At 69.2% G+C, this 18,615-nt stretch carries 15 protein-coding genes; 9 read left to right on the top strand and 6 right to left on the bottom strand.

The genetic code is table 11. The annotated features are described in order from the left end of the window. Positions 1-12 precede the first annotated feature (12 nt). The 6 genes from CXY76_RS09380 to CXY76_RS09355 all read right to left on the bottom strand — a co-directional run bounded on the left by CXY76_RS09380 (position 13) and on the right by CXY76_RS09355 (position 7,858). Positions 13-1,071: an ABC transporter ATP-binding protein gene (locus CXY76_RS09380; RefSeq protein WP_104163975.1), complete on the bottom strand. Its 1,059-nt coding sequence runs from the start codon at positions 1,069-1,071 to the stop codon at positions 13-15. Beyond that, positions 1,068-2,201: a putative F420-0 ABC transporter permease subunit gene (locus CXY76_RS09375; RefSeq protein WP_104163974.1), complete on the bottom strand. Its 1,134-nt coding sequence runs from the start codon at positions 2,199-2,201 to the stop codon at positions 1,068-1,070. Before CXY76_RS09375 ends, CXY76_RS09380 begins: the two co-directional genes overlap by 4 nt. 52 nt (positions 2,202-2,253) lie before the next feature. Then, entirely contained in the window at positions 2,254-3,249 is a 996-nt protein-coding gene (locus CXY76_RS09370) for a putative F420-0 ABC transporter substrate-binding protein (protein WP_104163973.1), read from the bottom strand. Positions 3,250-3,648: 399 nt separating this feature from the next. Next, positions 3,649-4,950, bottom strand: a complete 1,302-nt coding sequence (locus tag CXY76_RS09365; RefSeq protein WP_104163972.1) for an FAD-binding oxidoreductase — start codon at positions 4,948-4,950, stop codon at positions 3,649-3,651. Between the two features lie 129 nt (positions 4,951-5,079). After that, the gene (locus CXY76_RS09360) at positions 5,080-6,381 is read right to left on the bottom strand and encodes an FAD-binding oxidoreductase (protein WP_158253873.1); all 1,302 of its coding nucleotides are present in this window, start codon (positions 6,379-6,381) and stop codon (positions 5,080-5,082) included. Between the two features lie 142 nt (positions 6,382-6,523). Beyond that, the gene (locus tag CXY76_RS09355) at positions 6,524-7,858 is read right to left on the bottom strand and encodes an aminotransferase class I/II-fold pyridoxal phosphate-dependent enzyme (protein WP_233199677.1); all 1,335 of its coding nucleotides are present in this window, start codon (positions 7,856-7,858) and stop codon (positions 6,524-6,526) included. A gap of 241 nt (positions 7,859-8,099) precedes the next feature. On the opposite strand from CXY76_RS09355, the gene CXY76_RS09350 reads away from it, so the two are divergent. From CXY76_RS09350 to CXY76_RS09305, 9 genes are all read left to right on the top strand, one after another. Then, positions 8,100-8,978 (top strand): nitrilase-related carbon-nitrogen hydrolase, encoded by an 879-nt coding sequence (locus tag CXY76_RS09350; protein WP_104163969.1) that lies wholly within the window; start codon positions 8,100-8,102, stop codon positions 8,976-8,978. A 244-nt stretch (positions 8,979-9,222) separates the two neighbouring features. Then, positions 9,223-10,656: a dihydropyrimidinase gene (gene hydA / locus CXY76_RS09340; RefSeq protein WP_104163968.1), complete on the top strand. Its 1,434-nt coding sequence runs from the start codon at positions 9,223-9,225 to the stop codon at positions 10,654-10,656. An 11-nt stretch (positions 10,657-10,667) separates the two neighbouring features. After that, the gene (locus CXY76_RS09335) at positions 10,668-11,705 is read left to right on the top strand and encodes a TIGR03842 family LLM class F420-dependent oxidoreductase (RefSeq protein ID WP_104163967.1); all 1,038 of its coding nucleotides are present in this window, start codon (positions 10,668-10,670) and stop codon (positions 11,703-11,705) included. Beyond that, positions 11,702-12,646, top strand: a complete 945-nt coding sequence (locus CXY76_RS09330) for an ABC transporter permease (protein WP_199190255.1) — start codon at positions 11,702-11,704, stop codon at positions 12,644-12,646. The genes CXY76_RS09335 and CXY76_RS09330 overlap by 4 nt, the downstream gene beginning before the upstream one ends. Further along, positions 12,643-13,470 (top strand): ABC transporter ATP-binding protein, encoded by an 828-nt coding sequence (locus tag CXY76_RS09325; protein ID WP_104163965.1) that lies wholly within the window; start codon positions 12,643-12,645, stop codon positions 13,468-13,470. The genes CXY76_RS09330 and CXY76_RS09325 overlap by 4 nt, the downstream gene beginning before the upstream one ends. Next, positions 13,467-14,297 carry an ABC transporter permease gene (locus tag CXY76_RS09320; RefSeq protein ID WP_104163964.1) on the top strand — a complete coding sequence of 277 codons (831 nt, stop codon included), beginning with the start codon at positions 13,467-13,469 and terminating at the stop codon, positions 14,295-14,297. Before CXY76_RS09325 ends, CXY76_RS09320 begins: the two co-directional genes overlap by 4 nt. Before the next feature lie 62 nt (positions 14,298-14,359). Further along, positions 14,360-15,511 carry an ABC transporter substrate-binding protein gene (locus CXY76_RS09315; protein ID WP_104163963.1) on the top strand — a complete coding sequence of 384 codons (1,152 nt, stop codon included), beginning with the start codon at positions 14,360-14,362 and terminating at the stop codon, positions 15,509-15,511. A gap of 93 nt (positions 15,512-15,604) precedes the next feature. Further along, positions 15,605-16,933, top strand: a complete 1,329-nt coding sequence (locus tag CXY76_RS09310) for an aspartate aminotransferase family protein (protein WP_104163962.1) — start codon at positions 15,605-15,607, stop codon at positions 16,931-16,933. Between the two features lie 169 nt (positions 16,934-17,102). Beyond that, complete coding sequence (locus tag CXY76_RS09305; protein WP_104163961.1) at positions 17,103-18,602, top strand: CoA-acylating methylmalonate-semialdehyde dehydrogenase; 1,500 nt, start codon at positions 17,103-17,105, stop codon at positions 18,600-18,602. The last annotated feature ends 13 nt before the right edge of the window (positions 18,603-18,615 follow it).

Here is an 18,615-nt window from a genome sequence, read left to right as displayed (position 1 = left end):
GATTGCGGCCGTTTACGGAGTGCTGAGGGGGCCCGAAGTGTCATCTCGCGCACCTGGCGAGGCGGATGCGAGCGGCTCGGGCTGCTCATCCGGCCCGGAGAACACGATCACCGGCCGGCCGGTGCGGGGGTGCGGCACGATGTCGCAGTCGACCCCGTACACGGCCTGGATGATCTCGGGACGCAGCACCTGGGCGGGCGTGCCGAACGCGGCCAGCCGGCCGGCCTGCAGCAGCACGATGTGGTCGCAGTACGCCGCGGCGAGGTTGAGGTCGTGCAGGGCGAGCACCGAGGTGAGGCCGAGCCCGCGCACCTGGTGCAGCAGCGACAGTTGCGCGCTCACGTCAAGGTGGTTGGTGGGTTCGTCCAGCAGCAGCAGACTCGGCCGCTGGGCCAGGGCCCTGGCGATCTGCACCCGCTGTTGCTGCCCGCCGCTGAGGGTGTGCCAGCGCCGGTCGAGGAGGTCGGCGGCGCCCACCATCGCCAGCGCCTCGGTGGCCACGGCAAGGTCGTCGTCACCGCCGAAGCTGCCCAGCAGCCGGCTGCGGTGCGGGATGCGGCCGAGCAGCACGACGTCGCGCACGGACAGGTCGACGCTGGGCGCCACGTTCTGCTCGAGCAGGGCGATGCGCCGGGCGGCCTCGCGCCGGCGCAGCTGCCCCACGACCGCGCCGTCCAGGGCGACGGTGCCGGCATCCGCCCGGTCGATGCCGGCGATGATGCGCAGCAGGCTGGACTTGCCCGCCCCGTTCGGCCCGAGCAGCCCGGTGACGGTACCGGGCGGCAGGGTCGCCGAGACACCCTGCAGGATGCTGATGCCGTCGATGCTGAGGGACACCCCGTCGAGCACCACGCCGGCCGTGAGCGCCGCCCCCGCGTCGCCAGGCGCGCCCGAGTTGCCCGTTGCGGCCCCTTGAGCGCTCCCGAACGGGCGGGAAGTGTCATCTCGTGGGCGGGAATCTCGCGAGTTGCGGGAAAGCGCCCCTTCAGAGCGATCGATGGGGGTATCTGCGGCAACTCGCGGTGCGGATTCGGGTGCGGATGCGGATGCGCCGCCGCGCTCGGGACTCATGCCCAGGCCGCGCTTCGCTTGCGCTTGATCAGCAGGATGAACACGGGCACCCCGATGAACGCGGTGATGATGCCCACCGGCAGCTCGCGCGGGTCGAAGACCGTGCGGGCGAGGGTGTCGGCGAGCACCAGGAACAGCGCCCCCACCACCCCGACCAGCGGCAGCAGGCGCCGGTGCCCCGGGCCGCTGAGCCCGCGCACCAGGTGCGGCAGGATCAGCCCCACGAAGCCGATCGCCCCGCTCACGGCCACCATCGCGCCCGTGAGCAGCGCCACCGCCACGAGGAATCCCCAACGGGTGGCGTTCACGTTGATGCCCAGCGACGCGGCGTTCGTGTCGCCGAAGGTGAACGCATCCAGCCGGCTGGCGGCGAGCAGGATGCCGGTGCCCACCACAACCAGCGCGACCGAGGAGATCAGCACACTGCTCCACGAGCTGCCCGCCAGCGAGCCGAGCAGCCAGTTGAGGATCTCCCGGTAGGAGTCGCCCTTGGCGGCCCAGAAGATGATGAACGAGGTGCCCGCGGAGCCCAGCTGGGCGATCGCCAGCCCGGCCAGCACGGCCCGGCCCGGGGTGATGCTGCCGCCGACGCGGGCGATGTTGAGGGTGGCGAACAGGGCGATCAACGCCCCGGCGAACGCGGCCGCCGGCAGCGCGAAACCGATGCCGAGGATCACCACGCAGACCGCGCCGAGCGACGCCCCGGACGACAGGCCGAGCAGGTAGGGGTCGGCCAACGGGTTGCGGGTGACGCTCTGCATGACCGCGCCGCTCAGCGCCAGGCCCGCGCCCACCATGGCGGCGGTGAGCACCCGCGGCATCCGCAGCTGCCACACGATCGCGTCGGTCAGCGGCGGCACCGGGGTGTCGCCGGCGAGCCCGGGCAGGCCGAGATGGCCGGCCACACTGCCCCAGACCTGCGCCAGGCTCACGTCGGCCGGGCCGATCGTCACGGCCACCGCGCTGCCGAGCACCAGCGCCACCACCGCCGCGAGCAGCCAGATCAGGTACCGGCCGGGCCCGCCGTGCCGGGCGCGAGCGGATGACGCGGGCGTGCCGGGCGCACCGTGCGCCGCGGGCCCGCCGGGCGCGGCGGTGCCGTGGCCCTGCCTGCTCGGGGTGACGGTCATCCGCGGTCCTTCGAATCGGTGTTGGTGTGAGGTCGGACTGCCTGCCCCGGGCCTACTCGGCCTCGAGCGCGGCGAGCTGGTCGATGATCGACGCGGCGGCCTCCACGTTGCGGATGCCCGCCTCTGAGGCCGCGAACGGCACCACGATGTAGCGGTCGTTCAGCACGGCGTCGAGCCCGGCGGTCGCCGCGTTGGCCTTGAGATTGGCGATCTTCGAGTCCGCGGTGTTCCAGGTGGCGTCCACGAGCACGATCACGCTCGGGTTGGCCTCCACGACCGACTCCCAGCCGGCCGAGGTCCAGGTGTCCTGCACGTCGGCGAAGATGTTCGTCAGGCCCGCGGCATCCATGATCATCTGCGGCGCGCCGATGCCGGCGCCCACGTATGGGGTGTCGGTGCCGCTGGAGTACCAGAGCGCCGTCGTGTCGCCGGTGGCGGGCTCAAGCGCGGCCAGTTCGGCCTCCTGCTCGGCGACGAGCGCGTCGGCGGCATCCGGCACGCCGAACAGGGCGCCGGCCTCGTCGATCTCGGCGAACACGGTGTCGAAGGTGAGCGGGTCGGGCATGGCGTCGCCCTTGCACGCGGCCGGCGACACATAGCTGCCGATGCCCAGGCCGGCCAGCACGCTGCGCTCACCCACGCCCTCGGCGGAGAAGTTCGACTCCCAGCCGCCGTAGACGAAGTCGGGGGTGAGCGCCAGCACGGCCTCCTGGCCGGGTACGAAGTCGCTGATCACGTTGAGATCGGCACCGGCGTCGGCGAGGGATGCCGGCAGCGGGCCGTCGAGGAACGCCGAGCCGACGATGCGCTCGCCGAGTCCCAGGGCGAGCAGCAGCTCGGTGGTGTTCGACTTGATCGTGACGATGCGTTCGGGGGCGGCCTGAAGGGTGACCGAGGTGTCGCAGTTCTCGAACGACACCGGGAACGCGCCGGCGCCACCACCGGCTGAGGCTGTCGGGGCTGGCGCGGCGGCCGTCGAACCGGAGGCGCAGCCGGCCAGCAGCAGCACGGCCGCGGTGGCGGCGATGGCGGGGTAGCGAATCTTCATGGGACCAATCTGAGCGGCGGGAGCCGTGCATCCGTCGGCGTGGTCGCCAGGCAACGGACCGAAACACGGTGTCGCGGGCGACACCGGCGCCGGCCGGCACCGCAGGCGTACGCGAGGGAGCAGGGCTCAAACGAGGTGGGGTGAAACAGAAGGCAAAGCCCCGACCTGCCGCCCAAATCCGGGCCGGCGCAACCGGTCAGATCGAACCGGGGGTCACAACCAGCCTAAACCCCTGGTGTTCGCGGCGGATGCCCGGGCCGGCCCCCGCCCAACTGTTGCCGGTGCGGACAAGTGCGCCCGGTGTGCCGGTAACAATTGTCCGCACGGGCAACAGTTGCGCCACGGGCGCCCCGCCTGGCCCGCGACCCGCCCCCGAGTCACTCCGGCGAGCGGTCCCGCTCAGGGCACGATGTTGTGGTTGAAGGCGAGCACGTTCTCCGGGTCGTAGCGGCGTTTGGCCGCCCGCAGTCGCTCCACGGTGGCCGGCGGATAGATCCGGGTGATCGTCGTCGCATCCGGGTGCATGCTGAAATTGCCGTACTCGCCGGTCACGTCGCCGGCCAGGGCGGCCCAGCCGTCGTGGATGCGGCGCTCGGCCTCAGCCGGGGCATCCGGCGGCAGAAACGCCGCCGACACGACGAAGGCCTCGGCGTCCCGGTAGGCCAGCGCCGTGGCATCCGCCGGCACCCGGTTGAACGCCCCGCGCAAGTAGCGCACCATGAGCACGGCCGCCCCGAAGGCTTCGTGCGCGGTGGTGAGCCGGCTGATCAGGCCGTCGTCGACGTCGCGGGCGAAGCCGTTGTGGTCGACCAGCCGTATCTCGGCCGGAGGCAGCTCCGGTTCCTCGAGCACGTCCACGTAGGCCTTGGGCGCCACATCGTTTCCGGTCACGCCGGGCAGGGCCAGCAACGGCCGGATTGCCTTCATCGCCGCGTCGACGTCGTTGCCGCCGAAGCAGACCAGTACCTGGGTTGCGGCCGGCATCTCGGGACCGAATGCAGGCATCGCGATCACGGTGGAGTTGAGCTCCTCCGGTGAGTGCCGCATCACGTCGCGCCATCCGCGCAGGGTGTCCGCCAGCCGCGCTGGGTCGACGGTGATGGAGCCGGCGACCACCCCGGGCAGCGGATGCGCCTGGAACGTGAACCGGGTCACCACGCCGAAGTTGCCGCCGCCGCCGCGCAGCGCCCAGAACAGCTCCGGCTCAACGGTCGCGCTGGCCGTCACGATGTCGCCGCTGGGCAGCACCACCTCGGCCTCGCGCAGGCTGTCGAACGCCAGACCGTGTTGGCGCACCATCCAGCCGATGCCGCCGCCCAGGGTGAGCCCGCCCACGCCGACCGAGTAGGTGTCGCCCGATGACAGCGCCAGCCCATGCGGCTGCAGCGCCCGGGCGACATCGCCCCACACCGCGCCACCGCCGACGCGCACCAGGTCGTTGCCGAGCAGTTCCACGTCGTGGATGGCGCGTAGGTCGAGCACCATCCCGCCGTCATTGGTGCTGAACAGAGTGTGCCCGCCGCTCCTCACCGACAACGGCAAACCGTGCGCCCTGGCATAGCCGATCGCCAACGCGATATCCGCCGCGGACGACGGCCGGGCAACCAGCGCCGGGCTGCCGAGTACGCCGTAGGCGGTGGCCGCCGCCGGGTATTCCTCCGAGCCGGGCATCAGGATGGTGCCCGCGAATCCGTCGATCATCGTTCCTCCCACGCCTGTCGCGTGCGGCGCCGATAGCTCACGGTCGCATCCGCCGGCCCGCACGGGCTGAGTAGCCGTCGACGCCCAGCATGCCCCTCGTGCACCCGGGCCGCGACCCCGGGACCGGGCTCAGGGCACGATGTTGAGGTTGTGGGCCAGCACGTTCTCGGGGTCGTAGCGCCGTTTCGCCGCCCGCAGCCGTTCCATGGTGGCCGGCGGGTACATCAGGTCGAGCACGTCGGGATACGCGCGCAAATTGAAGTTGCCGTAGGTGCCCGTCAATCTCTCGGCCACGGGCGACCACCCGTCCAGGATGCGCCGCTCGTCCTCGTCGGGGGCATCCGGCGGCAGGAATGCCGCCGACATCACGAAGGCCTCCACATCCCGGTGCGGAAATGCCGTGGCATCGGTGGGCACCCGGTTCATCGCCCCGCGCACGTAACGCACCATCAGCACCGCCGAATCGAGCGAGGAGGTCACGGTGGTGACCCGTTCGATGAGAGTGTCGTCGAGGTCACGGGCGAAGCCGTTGCGGTCAATGATCCGGATCGACCCCGGCGGCGCCGACGGTTCGTCGAAGACCTCCACGAAGAGTTTGAGTTCCACGTCGTTGCCGGTCACCCCCGGCAGAGCGAGCAGGGGCCGGATGGCCGACATTGCTTCGTCCTGATCGGCGCTGCCGTAGCAGACCAGCACCTTCGTCGTCGCGGGCAGCTCGGGACCGAACTCCGGCGTCGAGTAGACCGTCGAATTGAGCCGCTCCGGCGAGGCGCGCATCACGTCCCGCCAGCCGCGCAGCGTCTCGGCCAGGTGCGCCGGGTGCACGTCGATGGTGCCGAAGACCACACCCCGCAGCGGATGCGCCTGGAAGGTGAACCTCGTGACGACGCCGAAGTTGCCGCCGCCGCCGCGCAGCGCCCAGAACAGCTCAGGCTCACTGGTGTCGCTGGCCGTCACGATGGCGCCGCTGGGTAACACCACCTCCGCCTCGCGCAGGCTGTCGATCGCCAGCCCGTGTTGTCGCACCAGCCACCCGATGCCGCCGCCCAGGGTGAGACCGCCAACGCCCACCGAGTAGGTGTCGCCGCTGGAGACCGCCAGGTCGTACTCGAGCAGCTCCTGCGCCACACTGCCCCAGGTGGCGCCGCTGCCCAGCCGAACCCGGTTGCCGCCCTGCACCTCGACGTCGCGGATGCGGGACAGGTCGAGCACCATGCCGCCGTCGTTGGTGTTCAGCGGGCTGTGCCCGCCGCTCCGCACAGACAACACGAGACCCTGGGCCCTGGCGTAGGCGATCGCCGCCGCGACATCCGCCGCGTTGGTCGGTCGGGCCGCCAGCACGGGCCTGCCGACCTTCCCGTAGGCGGTGGCCGCCATCAGGTATTCGTCCGAACTGGGCAGGAGTATCGTGCCCGCAAAACCGTCGATCATGGTTCCTCCGCACCTGTCGCGTGCGGCGTCGATCGTCCCCGAGTCGCATCCGCCGGACCGCACTGGCGAGTCACTGTCTGCGCCCAGCATGCCCCTCGGCCTCGTTGCCCGCGACCCCGCTGATGCGCGCCAGACGCGCCCCTCAGGTCGCGAGCACCCCTGCCGCCGCGATCGCCCGGGCGACCGGCACCACGTCGTCGACCAACGCCCCGGCGGTCACCCGAATGAACGCCTCGGGCCGGTCCAGCGCGAGAAACGGGCTGCCGCCGGCCACCCGGATGCCCGACGCCGCCAGCCGCACGATGGCGTCGCGCTCATCAGCCACCGGCACCCAGGCGTTGATGCCGTCGGCACGCGGCAGGGGCACGCCGAACCCGGTGAGGGCATCCGCCAGCGCCTTCTGCCGGGCGAAGTACACGTGCCGGGCCTCGAACACCAGCGCCATGCTGGCGCTGTCGGTGAGCAGCTCGTGCAGGATCGTCTGCAGCATCCGGCTGGTCCAGCCCGGTCCCAGCATCCGCCGGGCCACGATCCGGTCCACCAACGCGGCCGGCCCGCCGAGAGCTGCGATGCGCAGGTCGGGCCCGTGCGACTTGGAGTAGCTGCGCACGTGCAAGACCCGCTCGGGCAGCCAGCGGCCCAGCGACACATCGGGGGAAGTGCTGATCGCACCGGAGTGGTCGTCCTCGATCACTACGGTGTGCGCGGCCCGTTTGCTGGTGGCCAGCAGCCGGGCCAGCTCGGCAGCCCGGTCCGGCGACATCGATGCCCCGGTGGGGTTGTGCGCCCGCGGCTGCAGGATGACCGCGGCCGGCGACTGCGCCAGCGCCGCCTGGAAGGCGGCCGGGTCGATGCCCTCCGCATCCACCGCCACGGGTAGCCGCTCGATGCCCATCTGTTCGAGCAGGTCGAAGAACGGCGGGAAGCCCGGGTGTTCGACGATGACCCTGTCGCCGAACCTGGCCACCTGCTCGAGGCTGCGCGAGATCGCGTCGAGGGCCCCGTCGACCACCGTGATCGACTCGCACCGGTACGGCCAGGAGCCGGTCAGCACGGTGAGCAGCTCCGGGATCACCGGCGGCGCCTGGTAGCTGGGTGTCATCGCGCGCTGGGAGACCCTGGAGAGCGCGGGGCCGAGGGCGGGCAACAACAGCGGGTCCGGCGTGCCCCGGGACAGGTCGATGCGGGTGTCGCTCAGATGGCCGGCCAACGACTGGGAGCGGGCGGGCAGCCAGTTCGTGGACTGCTCCCGAACGAACGTGCCGCTGCGGCCGCGCGAGACGATCAAGCCCGCCGAGGACAGCGCCTGCCAGGCGTGGCTGACCGTGGCGGGGCTCACCCCGAGCTCCCCGGCGAGGTCCCGCACGGTGGGCAGGCGCTCGCCGGGGGCGATCCGGCCGGTGCTGATCAGCCGGCCGAGGGCGGCAGCGATTCCGGCCGGCGTGGCCTGTTCGATCTCGTCCAGATACAGCTGCACGGGGTCCTTCCTGGGCAAATGCTTGCCAGCAGCATCCGCTAACGACAGGATGATGATTTACGCATGCGTCATGTGAAGAAACAGAACAGAAATGTTTACGTCGAATAATAACAAAACCGGACACCGTAACGTGGCTCGATCTCGACAGGCTCTCTCACCGTTCAGCTCGCAGAACATCGCGTTGCCGTCCGACCCCCGCTGACGAGGTTCCACAGTGTGAGACCCAGTGGAGGCAGACAGTATGAGCGTTGACACAACCAGCACCGGCACAGCCAACATCGTGCGAGCGGCGATCACCCAGACCACGTGGACGGGGGATATCGAATCGATGATCGCCAAGCACGAGCAGTTCGCCCGTGACGCGGCCGCCGACGGGGCTCAGGTGATCTGCTTCCAGGAGCTGTTCTACGGCCCGTACTTCGGCATCACCGAAGACGCCAAGTACTACGACTACGCCGAGGCGGCCGACGGCCCCATCGTGCAGCGCTTCGCCGCCCTGGCCAAGGAACTGAACATGGTCATGGTGCTCCCCATCTACGAGGAGGAGCAGCCTGGCGTGTACTACAACACCGCCGTGGTGGTTGATGCCGACGGCACCATCCTCGGCAAGTACCGCAAGCACCACATCCCCCACCTCGACAAGTTCTGGGAGAAGTTCTACTTCCGCCCCGGCAACCTCGGCTACCCGGTTTTCAACACCGCGGTCGGCCCGATCGGCGTGTACATCTGCTACGACCGGCACTTCCCAGAGGGCTGGCGGGAGCTGGGCCTGAACGGCGCGCAGATCGTCTTCAACCCCAACGCCACCAAGCCCGGGCTGTCGAACCGGCTCTGGGAGATCGAGCAACCGGCCGCCGCCGCCGCGAACGGATACTTCGTGGCCGCGCCCAACCGGGTGGGCCGGGAGGACAACGAATACGGCGAGCTCGCTGTGACGTTCTACGGCACCAGCCAGTTCGTCGACCCGCAGGGCAACTACGTGGGTGAGCTGGGCAGCGCGGATGCCGAGGAGGTCGTGATCCGCGACCTCGACCTCGGCATGATCCGCCAGGTACGCAACAACTGGCAGTTCTACCGGGACCGCCGCCCGGACTCCTACACCTCGATCCCGAAGCCGTAGGCCGACCTGCGGAACTGAAGTTCCGTTGGTCGAGCTTGTCGAGACCCCGCAACCCGGCCATCCGTTGGTCGAGCTTGTCGAGACCCCGCAACCCGGCCATCCGTTGGTCGAGCTTGTCGAGACCCCGCAACCCGGCCTAGGTTCCGAGGACAGGGAACCAGGTTTCGACAGGCTCAACCAACGAGACGGCTCGACCCGCAGACGAAGCAGCGAAGTAGCGCAGTAACGAACAGGAGAACCACTCATGAAGACCCTGATCAAGAACGGCACCGTGGTCAATTCCACGGGAACGGCCACAGCGGATGTGCTGATCGACGGCGAGAAGATCGCCGCGGTGCTCGCCCCCGGTTCCACCCTGCTCGGCTTCGACATCGAGCGGAACGTCGACACCGTGATCGACGCCGCCGGCAAATACGTCATCCCCGGCGGCATCGACGCGCACACCCACATGCAGATGCCGTTCGGCGGTACCGAGGCCAGCGACACCTTCGAGACCGGCACCCGGGCTGCGGCCTGGGGCGGCACCACGAGCATCGTCGACTTCGTGGTGCAGTACGCCGGCGAGAACGTGCTCGACCAGTATCACCACTGGCAGGAGAAGGCCCGCGGCGAGTGCGCCATCGACTACGGCTTCCACCAGATCCTCTCCGACGTGCAGGATTCCTCTCTCGTCGCGATGGACGAACTCGTCAACGAGGGCGTCTCCAGCTTCAAGCTGTTCATGGCCTACAAGGGGGTGTTCCTCTCCGACGACGGCCAGATCGTCAAGGCCATGCAGAAGGCGGCCGGCAACGGCAGCATGATCATGATGCACGCCGAGAACGGCAGCGTCATCGACCTGCTCGTGCAGCAGGCCGTCGCCGCCGGCAACACCACGCCGTACTATCACGGCCTGACCCGGCCGTGGCAGGCCGAGGAGGAGGCCACCCACCGGGCGATCATGCTCGCCGACCTCACCGGGGCGCCGCTGTACGTGGTTCACGTCTCCGCCAAGCAGGCCGTGGAGCAGATCATGATCGCCCGTGACCGCGGCCAGAACGTCTTCGGCGAGACCTGCCCGCAGTACCTCTATCTCTCGCTGGAAGACCAGCTCGGCGCCCAGAGCGAGGAGTGGGGCGACTTCGAGGGCGCCAAGTGGGTGTGCTCCACCCCCTTGCGGTCCAAGGCCGAGGGGCACCAGCACCACATGTGGCAGAGCCTGCGCACGAACGACATCCAGATGGTCTCCACCGACCACTGCCCGTTCTGCATGAAGGGCCAGAAAGACATGGGGCTGACCGACTTCTCCAAGATCCCCAACGGCATCGGCTCGGTCGAACACCGCATGGACCTGCTGTTCCAGGGCGTTGTCGACAAGCAGATCTCCCTCGAGCGCTGGGTGGAGGTCACGTCCACCACCCCGGCGCGCATGTTCGGCATGTACGGCACCAAGGGGGTCATCCAGCCCGGCGCCGACGGCGACGTGGTGGTCTACGACCCCCAGGGGCACACCTCGATCGGTGTGGAGAAAACCCACCACATGAACATGGACTACTCCGCGTACGAGGGCTTCGAGATCGACGGCCACGTCGACACCGTGCTCTCCCGCGGCAAGGTCGTCATCGACAACAACCGGTACCTCGGCGCCAAGGGTGATGGCAAGTACATCAAACGCGGCCTCAGCCAGTACCTGATCTAGGCGGGAACCCCATGGACTTCGGCGCAGTACTCCAGACCAATCCGCCGTCGGCGCGCACCGTGCAACTGGCCCAGTTGGCCGAGAACCACGGTTTCAGCCACGTGTGGACCTTCGACTCGCACCTGCTCTGGCAGGAGCCCTACGTGATCTACAGCCAGATCCTCGAGCGAACCCGCAAGGTGATCGTGGGCCCGATGGTCACCAACCCGGCCACCAGGGACTGGACCGTCACGGCCTCCACCTACGCCACCCTCAACGAGATGTACGGCAACCGCACGATTTGCGGCATCGGCCGCGGCGACTCGGCCGTGCGGGTGACCAACGGCAGGCCCAGCACGCTGAAGACCCTGCGCGAGGCGATCCACGTGATCCGCGAGCTCGCCAACTCCCGGTCGGTGGAGTACAACGGGGCCACCCTGCAGTTCCCCTGGAGTCAGGGGTCCACCCTGGATGTGTGGGTGGCCGCGTACGGCCCGCTCGCGCTCAAGCTCGCCGGCGAGGTCGGCGATGGTTTCATCCTGCAGATGGCCGACCTCGACGTGGCCGAGTGGATGATCAAGACCGTGCGCACCGCCGCCAGCGACGCCGGCCGCGACCCCGACGCGATCAAGTTCTGCGTCGCGGCGCCGATGTACATCGGCGACGACCTCCAGCACATGCGTGATCAGTGCCGCTGGTTCGGCGGCATGGTCGGCAACCACGTGGCCGACATCGTCGCCAAGTACGGCTCTGACCCTTCGACAGGCTCAGGGCAAGCCGCGGTTCCGAAGGCCCTGACCGACTACATCAAGGGCCGCGAGGGCTATGACTACAACGAGCACGGCCGCGCGGGCAACACCCACGCCGACTTCGTGCCCGACGAGATCGTCGATAGGTTCTGCCTGTTGGGGCCGGCCGAGGCGCACATCGAGAAGCTCACCGCGCTCAAGGCGCTCGGTGTCGACCAGTTCGCCGGCTACCTGCAGCACGACAATAAAGAGGAGACGCTGCGGGTCTACGGCGAGACCGTGATCCCCGCCCTCGCCAACCACATCACGGCCAAGGCATGACTCCGGCCGGCTCCGTGCGCACCGCCCCCGCGAAAGCGGGCGCTGCGGCGCGGGGCCGGGCGCGGCTGAGCCAGGGGATGCCGCGGCGCATCCTGGTGGGTGCCCTCGGCGTGCTGGTGCTCGCGCTGCTCTGGGAGCTCTACATCCTCCTCGGCCCCGAAGACGGCGTGGTCGTCGGCGGTGTCACCGTGCTGCCGCGGGCCAGCGAGATGGCCATGCCGCACCTGTGGGTGATGTTCGAACGCATCCTCGAACCCGTCACCGGCAGCGCCAGCGCCATCCCGATGTGGCAGGCGGTGCTCGAGGCGTCCCTGTTCACCCTCGGCATCTCGGCCGTCGGCTGGATCGTGGGCGTCACGGTGGGCCTGGCCCTGGCGTTGGTGATGCAGCGCTTCAAGCTGGCCGAATCGGCCATCCTGCCCTGGGTCATCCTCAGCCAGACCGTGCCGCTGATTGCGCTGGCCCCGCTGGTGCGGCGCTGGGGCGCGCAGCTCGAATTCGGCGCCTTCACCTGGGAGAACTGGATGTCGGTGGCGCTGATCGCCTCCTACCTCGCCTTCTTCCCGGTCTCGATCGGTGCGCTCAAGGGCCTCGGCTCGCCCGACACCAACCACATCGACCTGATGCACTGCTACGCCGTGGGCTGGTGGAAGACGCTCTGGCGGCTGCGGCTGCCCGCCAGCGTGGGCTACCTGCTGCCGGCCCTCCGCCTCGCGGCGGCCAGCGCCGTGATCGGCAGCGTCGTCGCCGAGGTGTCGATCGGGCTGCGCGGCGGCATCGGCCGCCTCATCGTCGAATACGCCGGCGCCGCCGGCAGCGACCCGGGCAAGCCCTGGGCCCCCATCTTCGGGTCGATCCTGGTGGGCCTCGTCGCCGCCGGTTTTGTCGGCCTGATCTCACTGTTCCTACGTCGATTCCGCAGGGGAGAGGTGGCCGCATGACCACGGCAGCACGACCGGTACAGCACGCCGTGGAGGTGACCGAGGTCAGCCGCGTCTTCGCCGGCCGCAAGGGCGCATCCGTCACGGCCCTGGATGCGGTGAGCCTCACCGTCGCCCCCGGCGAATTCGTCTCGCTGATCGGGCCTAGCGGCTGCGGCAAGAGCACCCTGCTGCGGCTGATCGCCGACCTCGACACCCCCACCAGCGGGTCGATCGAGGTGTTCGGCAAAACCGCCAGTCAGGCGCGCATCGACCAGGACTACGGCATCGCGTTCCAGCAGGCCGGCCTGCTGCCCTGGCGCACGGTGACCGGCAACATCGAACTGCCCCTGGAACTGCACGGCGCCGGCAAGGCCGCCCGCCGCGAGCGGGCCGCAGAGCTGATCGAGCTCGTGGGCCTGACCGACTTCGCCGGGCACTACCCCGACCAGCTCTCCGGCGGCATGCAGCAGCGGGTGGCGATCGCCCGGTCGCTGGCCGAGAGCCCGAGCCTGCTGTTGATGGACGAACCGTTCGGTGCTCTCGACGAGATGACCAGGGAGCGCATGCAGAACGAGCTCGTGCGCATCTGCGCCGAGACCAGCGCCGCCGTGGTCTTCGTCACCCACTCCATCCCCGAGGCGGTGTTCCTCTCCAACCGGGTGGTGGTGATGTCGCCGCGGCCCGGCCGCATCCGCGACGTGCTGGGCGTGAACCTCGGCCGAATGAGCGACCGCGGCGAGAACCTGCGCGAAGACGCGGAGTTCTTCCACTCGGTCAGCCGGGTGCGGGAGTTGCTGCACGGCGACACCCCCACCGGGGCGCGCGGGGTCGAGACGCGATGAGCGCCGGCGCGGGCGTGCGCGAGGCCGCACCGGCTCCGGCCGGGTCGGCGCGCGCGAACCCGGCCGGCTCCGGCCTGGCCCGCACCGTGCTGCCACCGGTACTGCTCGGGGTCCTGGCGATCCTGCTCTGGCAGGGCTTCGTCACGGTGCTGGCGATCAAGCCGTTCATCCTGCCCGGCCCGTTCGCGATCGGCGAGCAGTTCGTCGCCAACCTGCAGAACGTCGTCAGCGGCTCCGTCGTCACCGGCCGCAACGCCCTGATCGGCCTGGTGATCGGCGCGATCGTCGGCGTGCTGCTGGCCATCCTCTCGGCCCTCGTGCGGATCTTCGACGGGATGGCCGCACCGGTTGTGGCAGCCGTCGCCGTGGTGCCGATCGTGGCCCTGGCGCCCGTGCTGTGCACGATGTTCGGCGCCAACGCCGAGACCGCCCGACAGCTTGTGGCCGCGCTGGCGGTGTTCGTGCCGGTGTACTTCAACACCCTCAAGGGCCTCCGCATGGTGCGGCCGGTGCACCGCGACCTGATGCGTTCCTACGCAGCCTCCGCCTGGCAGGCCACCAAGACCGTGACCCTGCCCACCGCGGTGCCGTTCGTGTTCACGGGCCTTCGCATCGCGTCCTCGCTCGCCGTGATCTCCGCCCTGATCGCCGAGTACTTCGGCGGCCCGGTCGGGGGCCTGGGCAAGTCGATCACCTCCGCCGCGTCCAGCAGCAACTACGGCCTCGCCTGGGCCTACGTGCTCGGCTCGATAATCCTCGGTCTCCTCTTCTACTGCGCAGCGCTCGGCCTCGAGAAGCTGGTCAGCCGCCGCGCCCCCACCGCCTGAAACCATCCCCGCAGCACCCCCCGCAACAGCACCCCCGCAGCAGTACATATAAGGAGGAACTCATGAAACACAGCACACGATGGCTGACGACGGCAGGCGCCGTCGCGGCGGCCGGCGCCCTCGTCCTTTCCGGATGCAGCGCCGCCAGCGATGCCGACCCGACCGAGGACTCCGCCACCGGCGGCCTCACCCCCGTCACCCTGCAGTTGCAGTGGGTGGCGCAGGCCCAGTTCGCCGGCTACTACGCGGCCGTCGAGCAGGGTTACTACGAAGACGAAGGCCTCGACGTGACCATCGCGGAGGGCGGCGCCGACATCGTGCCGCAGGACGTGCTCGCCTCCGGCGACGTGGACTACGCCATCTCCTGGGTGCCCAAGGTGCTCGGATCCATCGAACAGGGCGCCAACATCACCAACGTCGCCCAGATCTTCGAACGCAGCGCCACCACCCAGATCTCGTTCGTTGACAAGAACATCACCAGCCCGGCCGACCTGGCCGGCAAGAACGTGGGCAGCTGGGGCTACGGCAACGAGTGGGAGCTCTTCGCCGGCATGCAGCAGGCCGGCGTGGAGGTGGGCGACATCAGCCTGGTGCAGCAGGCGTTCGACATGAACGCCTTCCTGGCCGGCGACATCGACGCGGCCCAGGCGATGACCTACAACGAGTACGCCCAGGTGCTCGAAACCATCAACCCCGACACCGGCGAGCTCTACCAGCCCGAGGACCTCAACGTCATCGACTGGAACGAGGAGGGCACCGCGATGCTCCAGGACGCCATCTGGGCCAACACCGACAAGCTCGCCGACGACGAGGCCTACGCCGACCAGACCGTGAAGTTCATCAAGGCCTCCATCAAGGGGTGGATCTACGCCGCCGGTAACCCCGACGAGGCCGCAGCCATCGTGGCCGACGCCGGCTCGGCCCTGCCCGCCGGCCACCAGCTGTGGATGACCAACGAGGTCAGCAAGCTGATCTTTCCGTCCACGAACGGTGTCGGCCTGATCGACGAGGCCGCCTGGGCCAACACCGTCGATATCGCGATGAACACGAAGAACGAAACCGGTGGCACCATCATCACCACAGAGCCGCCCGAAACCGCGTACTCCAACGAGTACGTGCAGCAGGCCCTGGATGAGCTCACCGCCGATGGCGTCGACGTGATGGGCGCCGACTGGGGTCCGATCGAGGTCACCCTGAAGGAGGGCGGCGAGTAGACAACCCAGACCGGGCGGCGGCCTCGCGTCGCCGCCCGGTCACCACCGCCCCGTGCACCGGGGCGTACAGAGCAGAAGAGAAGGACACACATCGTGACCGACACCGACACCACTACCGAGCTCGGCCTGAACGACCGCACCACTCAGCTCGACAAGGCCCACATCTTCCACTCCTGGTCCGCCCAGGCCAAGCTGGTGCCCCTGGTCATCGCCGGCGGTCTGGGCTGCCGGGTCTGGGACCACGACGGGCGCAGCTACCTCGACTTCTCCAGCCAGCTGGTCAACGTCAACATCGGCCACCAGCATCCGGCTGTGATCAAGGGCATCATCGACCAGGCGCAGTTGCTCACCACCATCGCTCCGTCCACTGCCAACCTGGCCCGCGGCGAGGCCGCCAAACGCATCGTCGACCGGGCACCCGACGGCTTCAACAAGGTCTTCTTCACCAACGGCGGTGCGGATGCCAACGAGAACGCCATCCGGATGGCCCGCCTGCACACCGGCCGCGACACCGTGCTCTCCACCTACCGCTCGTACCACGGCAACACCGGTGCGGCCATCGTCGCCACCGGCGACTGGCGGCGCATCCCCAACGAGTTCGCCCGCGGCCACGTGCACTTCTTCGGGCCGTACCTCTATCGCAGCGAGTTCTGGGCGACGACGCCCGAGCAGGAAACCGAACGGGCCCTGCACCACTTGGAACGGGTCATCCAGAGCGAGGGCGCCACCTCCATCGCGGCGGTGCTGCTCGAAACCATCCCCGGCACCGCCGGGGTGCTGATGCCGCCGCCCGGCTACCTCGCCGGGGTGCGCGAGCTCTGTGACCGCTACGGCATCATGCTGATCCTCGACGAGGTGATGGTGGGCTTCGGCCGCACGGGGCGCTGGTTCGCCTTCGACGGCACCGGCGTCGTGCCCGACCTGATCACCTTCGCCAAGGGCGTCAACTCCGGATACGTGCCCGTCGGTGGCGTGATCATCTCCGACGCCATCGCCGCCGACTTCCACAACACTGTGTTCCCCGGAGGGCTTACCTATAGCGGGCATCCGCTGGCGATGGCCTCGATCGTTGCCGCGCTCGATGCCATGGAGAACGAGGGCATCGTCGACAACGCCGCCAGGGTCGGCACCGACGCCATCGGCCCCGGGCTGGAAGCGCTCAAGGCCAAGCACCCGATCATCGGGGAGGTGCGCGGCGAGGGCGTCTTCTGGGCGATCGAGCTTGTGGCCGACCGGGAGAGCCGGGAGCCCGTGTCGCCGGCCGTGATGGCCCACATCAAGACCGAGCTGCTGGCCCGCAACCTGCTGCCCTTCATCATGGACAACCGCATCCACGTGGTGCCGCCCTGCGTCGTCACCGACTCCGAGGTGGCCGAGGCCCTCGCCATCTACGACGAGGTCCTCTCCCTCGACCTCCTCTAGCCGCCCAGCGCTGGTCGAGCTTGTCGAGACCCCGCAACCCGAACTCAAAAACTTGCCCCGCCCGCTGGTCGAGCTTGTCGAGACCCCGTGACCCGATCTCTGAACCTAGACAGGGTCACCAGATCTCGACAAGCTCGATCAACGGACAACCCCAACAGAATCGACTGACATGAACGACCTTCCCGTCCTCACCCACTGGATCGACGGCGCTCCCGGCACCGGAAGCTCTGCTCGTTCCGCCCCCGTCTACAACCCGGCCACCGGCAGAGTGCAGCGCCTGGTCTCGCTGGCCTCCGCTGCCGACGTCGACACCGCTGTCGCCTCGGCCCAGGCCGCCTACCCCGCCTGGCGCGACGCCTCCCTCGCCAAACGCCAGGGCGTCATGTTCAACTTCCGCGAGCTGCTCAACGCCCGCAAGGGCGAGCTCGCCGACATTCTCACCAGCGAGCACGGCAAGGTCACCTCCGACGCCCTCGGCGAGATCGCCCGCGGCCTCGAGGTCGTCGAGTTCGCCCTCGGCCTGCCGCACCTGGCCAAGGGCGAGTTCTCCGAGAACGTCTCCACGGGCGTCGACGTCTACACCCTGCGCCAGCCGCTCGGCGTGGTCGGCATCATCAGTCCGTTCAACTTCCCCGCCATGGTGCCGCTCTGGTTCTTCCCCATCGCCATCGCCGCCGGCAACTGTGTCGTGCTCAAGCCCAGCGAGAAGGACCCGTCCGCCGCGAACTGGCTCGCGGCCCTCATGACCGAGGCCGGTCTGCCCGACGGCGTGCTCAACGTCGTGCATGGCGACAAAGAAGCCGTGGACGCCCTGCTGGTGCACCCCGACGTGCAGGCCATCTCCTTCGTCGGCTCCACCCCGATCGCCAAGTACATCTACGAGACCGCCGCGCAGCACGGCAAGCGGGTGCAGGCCCTCGGCGGCGCCAAGAACCACATGCTGGTGCTGCCGGATGCCGACCTCGACCTCGCCGCGGATGCCGCGGTCAACGCCGGCTTCGGTTCGGCGGGGGAGCGCTGCATGGCCATCAGCGTCATCGTGGCCGTCGAGCCCGTCGCCGACGAGCTCATCGCCAAGATCGCCGACCGGGTCAAGCGCCTCACCGTGGGCGACGGCATGCGCGGCTGCGACATGGGCCCGCTGATCACCCAAGCGCACCGCGACAAGGTCGCCGGCTACATCGACATCGCCCAGAAGGATGGCGCGGAGGTCGTGATCGACGGACGCGGCATCGAGGTCGACGGTGACGCATCCGGTTTCTGGCTCGGCCCGACCCTGTTCGACAAGGTCAGCCTGGACTCCGCCGTATATAAGGACGAGATCTTCGGCCCGGTGCTCAGCGTGCTGCGGGTGGCCAGCTACACCGACGGCGTGGCCGTCATCAACGCCAGCCGCTACGGCAACGGCACCGCGATCTTCACCAACGACGGTGGCGCAGCCAGGCGCTTCCAACACGAGGTGCAGGTGGGCATGGTCGGCATCAACGTGCCGATCCCGGTGCCGGTGGCGTACCACTCGTTCGGCGGCTGGAAGGATTCCCTGTTCGGTGACGCCAAGGCCTACGGCCCCGCCGGCATCAACTTCTACACCCGGGAGAAGGCCGTCACCGCCCGTTGGCTCGACCCCAGCCACGGCGGCATCAACCTGGGCTTCCCGCAGAACACCTAGCGACGCGGCTGCC

The organism is Cryobacterium sp. N22 (assembly GCF_002929555.1).
Classification (GTDB): Bacteria; Actinomycetota; Actinomycetes; order Actinomycetales; family Microbacteriaceae; genus Cryobacterium.
This window is presented reverse-complemented; position numbering and strand designations above follow the sequence as displayed.

Coding starts and splice junctions, on each gene's coding strand:
- CXY76_RS09380 (WP_104163975.1), bottom strand. CDS start 1,071: ATGAGTCCCGAGCGCGGCGGCGCATCCGCATCCGCACCCGAATCCGCA.
- CXY76_RS09375 (WP_104163974.1), bottom strand. CDS start 2,201: ATGACCGTCACCCCGAGCAGGCAGGGCCACGGCACCGCCGCGCCCGGC.
- CXY76_RS09370 (WP_104163973.1), bottom strand. CDS start 3,249: ATGAAGATTCGCTACCCCGCCATCGCCGCCACCGCGGCCGTGCTGCTG.
- CXY76_RS09365 (WP_104163972.1), bottom strand. CDS start 4,950: ATGATCGACGGATTCGCGGGCACCATCCTGATGCCCGGCTCGGAGGAA.
- CXY76_RS09360 (WP_158253873.1), bottom strand. CDS start 6,381: ATGATCGACGGTTTTGCGGGCACGATACTCCTGCCCAGTTCGGACGAA.
- CXY76_RS09350 (WP_104163969.1), top strand. CDS start 8,100: ATGAGCGTTGACACAACCAGCACCGGCACAGCCAACATCGTGCGAGCG.
- hydA (WP_104163968.1), top strand. CDS start 9,223: ATGAAGACCCTGATCAAGAACGGCACCGTGGTCAATTCCACGGGAACG.
- CXY76_RS09335 (WP_104163967.1), top strand. CDS start 10,668: ATGGACTTCGGCGCAGTACTCCAGACCAATCCGCCGTCGGCGCGCACC.
- CXY76_RS09330 (WP_199190255.1), top strand. CDS start 11,702: ATGACTCCGGCCGGCTCCGTGCGCACCGCCCCCGCGAAAGCGGGCGCT.
- CXY76_RS09325 (WP_104163965.1), top strand. CDS start 12,643: ATGACCACGGCAGCACGACCGGTACAGCACGCCGTGGAGGTGACCGAG.
- CXY76_RS09320 (WP_104163964.1), top strand. CDS start 13,467: ATGAGCGCCGGCGCGGGCGTGCGCGAGGCCGCACCGGCTCCGGCCGGG.
- CXY76_RS09315 (WP_104163963.1), top strand. CDS start 14,360: ATGAAACACAGCACACGATGGCTGACGACGGCAGGCGCCGTCGCGGCG.
- CXY76_RS09305 (WP_104163961.1), top strand. CDS start 17,103: ATGAACGACCTTCCCGTCCTCACCCACTGGATCGACGGCGCTCCCGGC.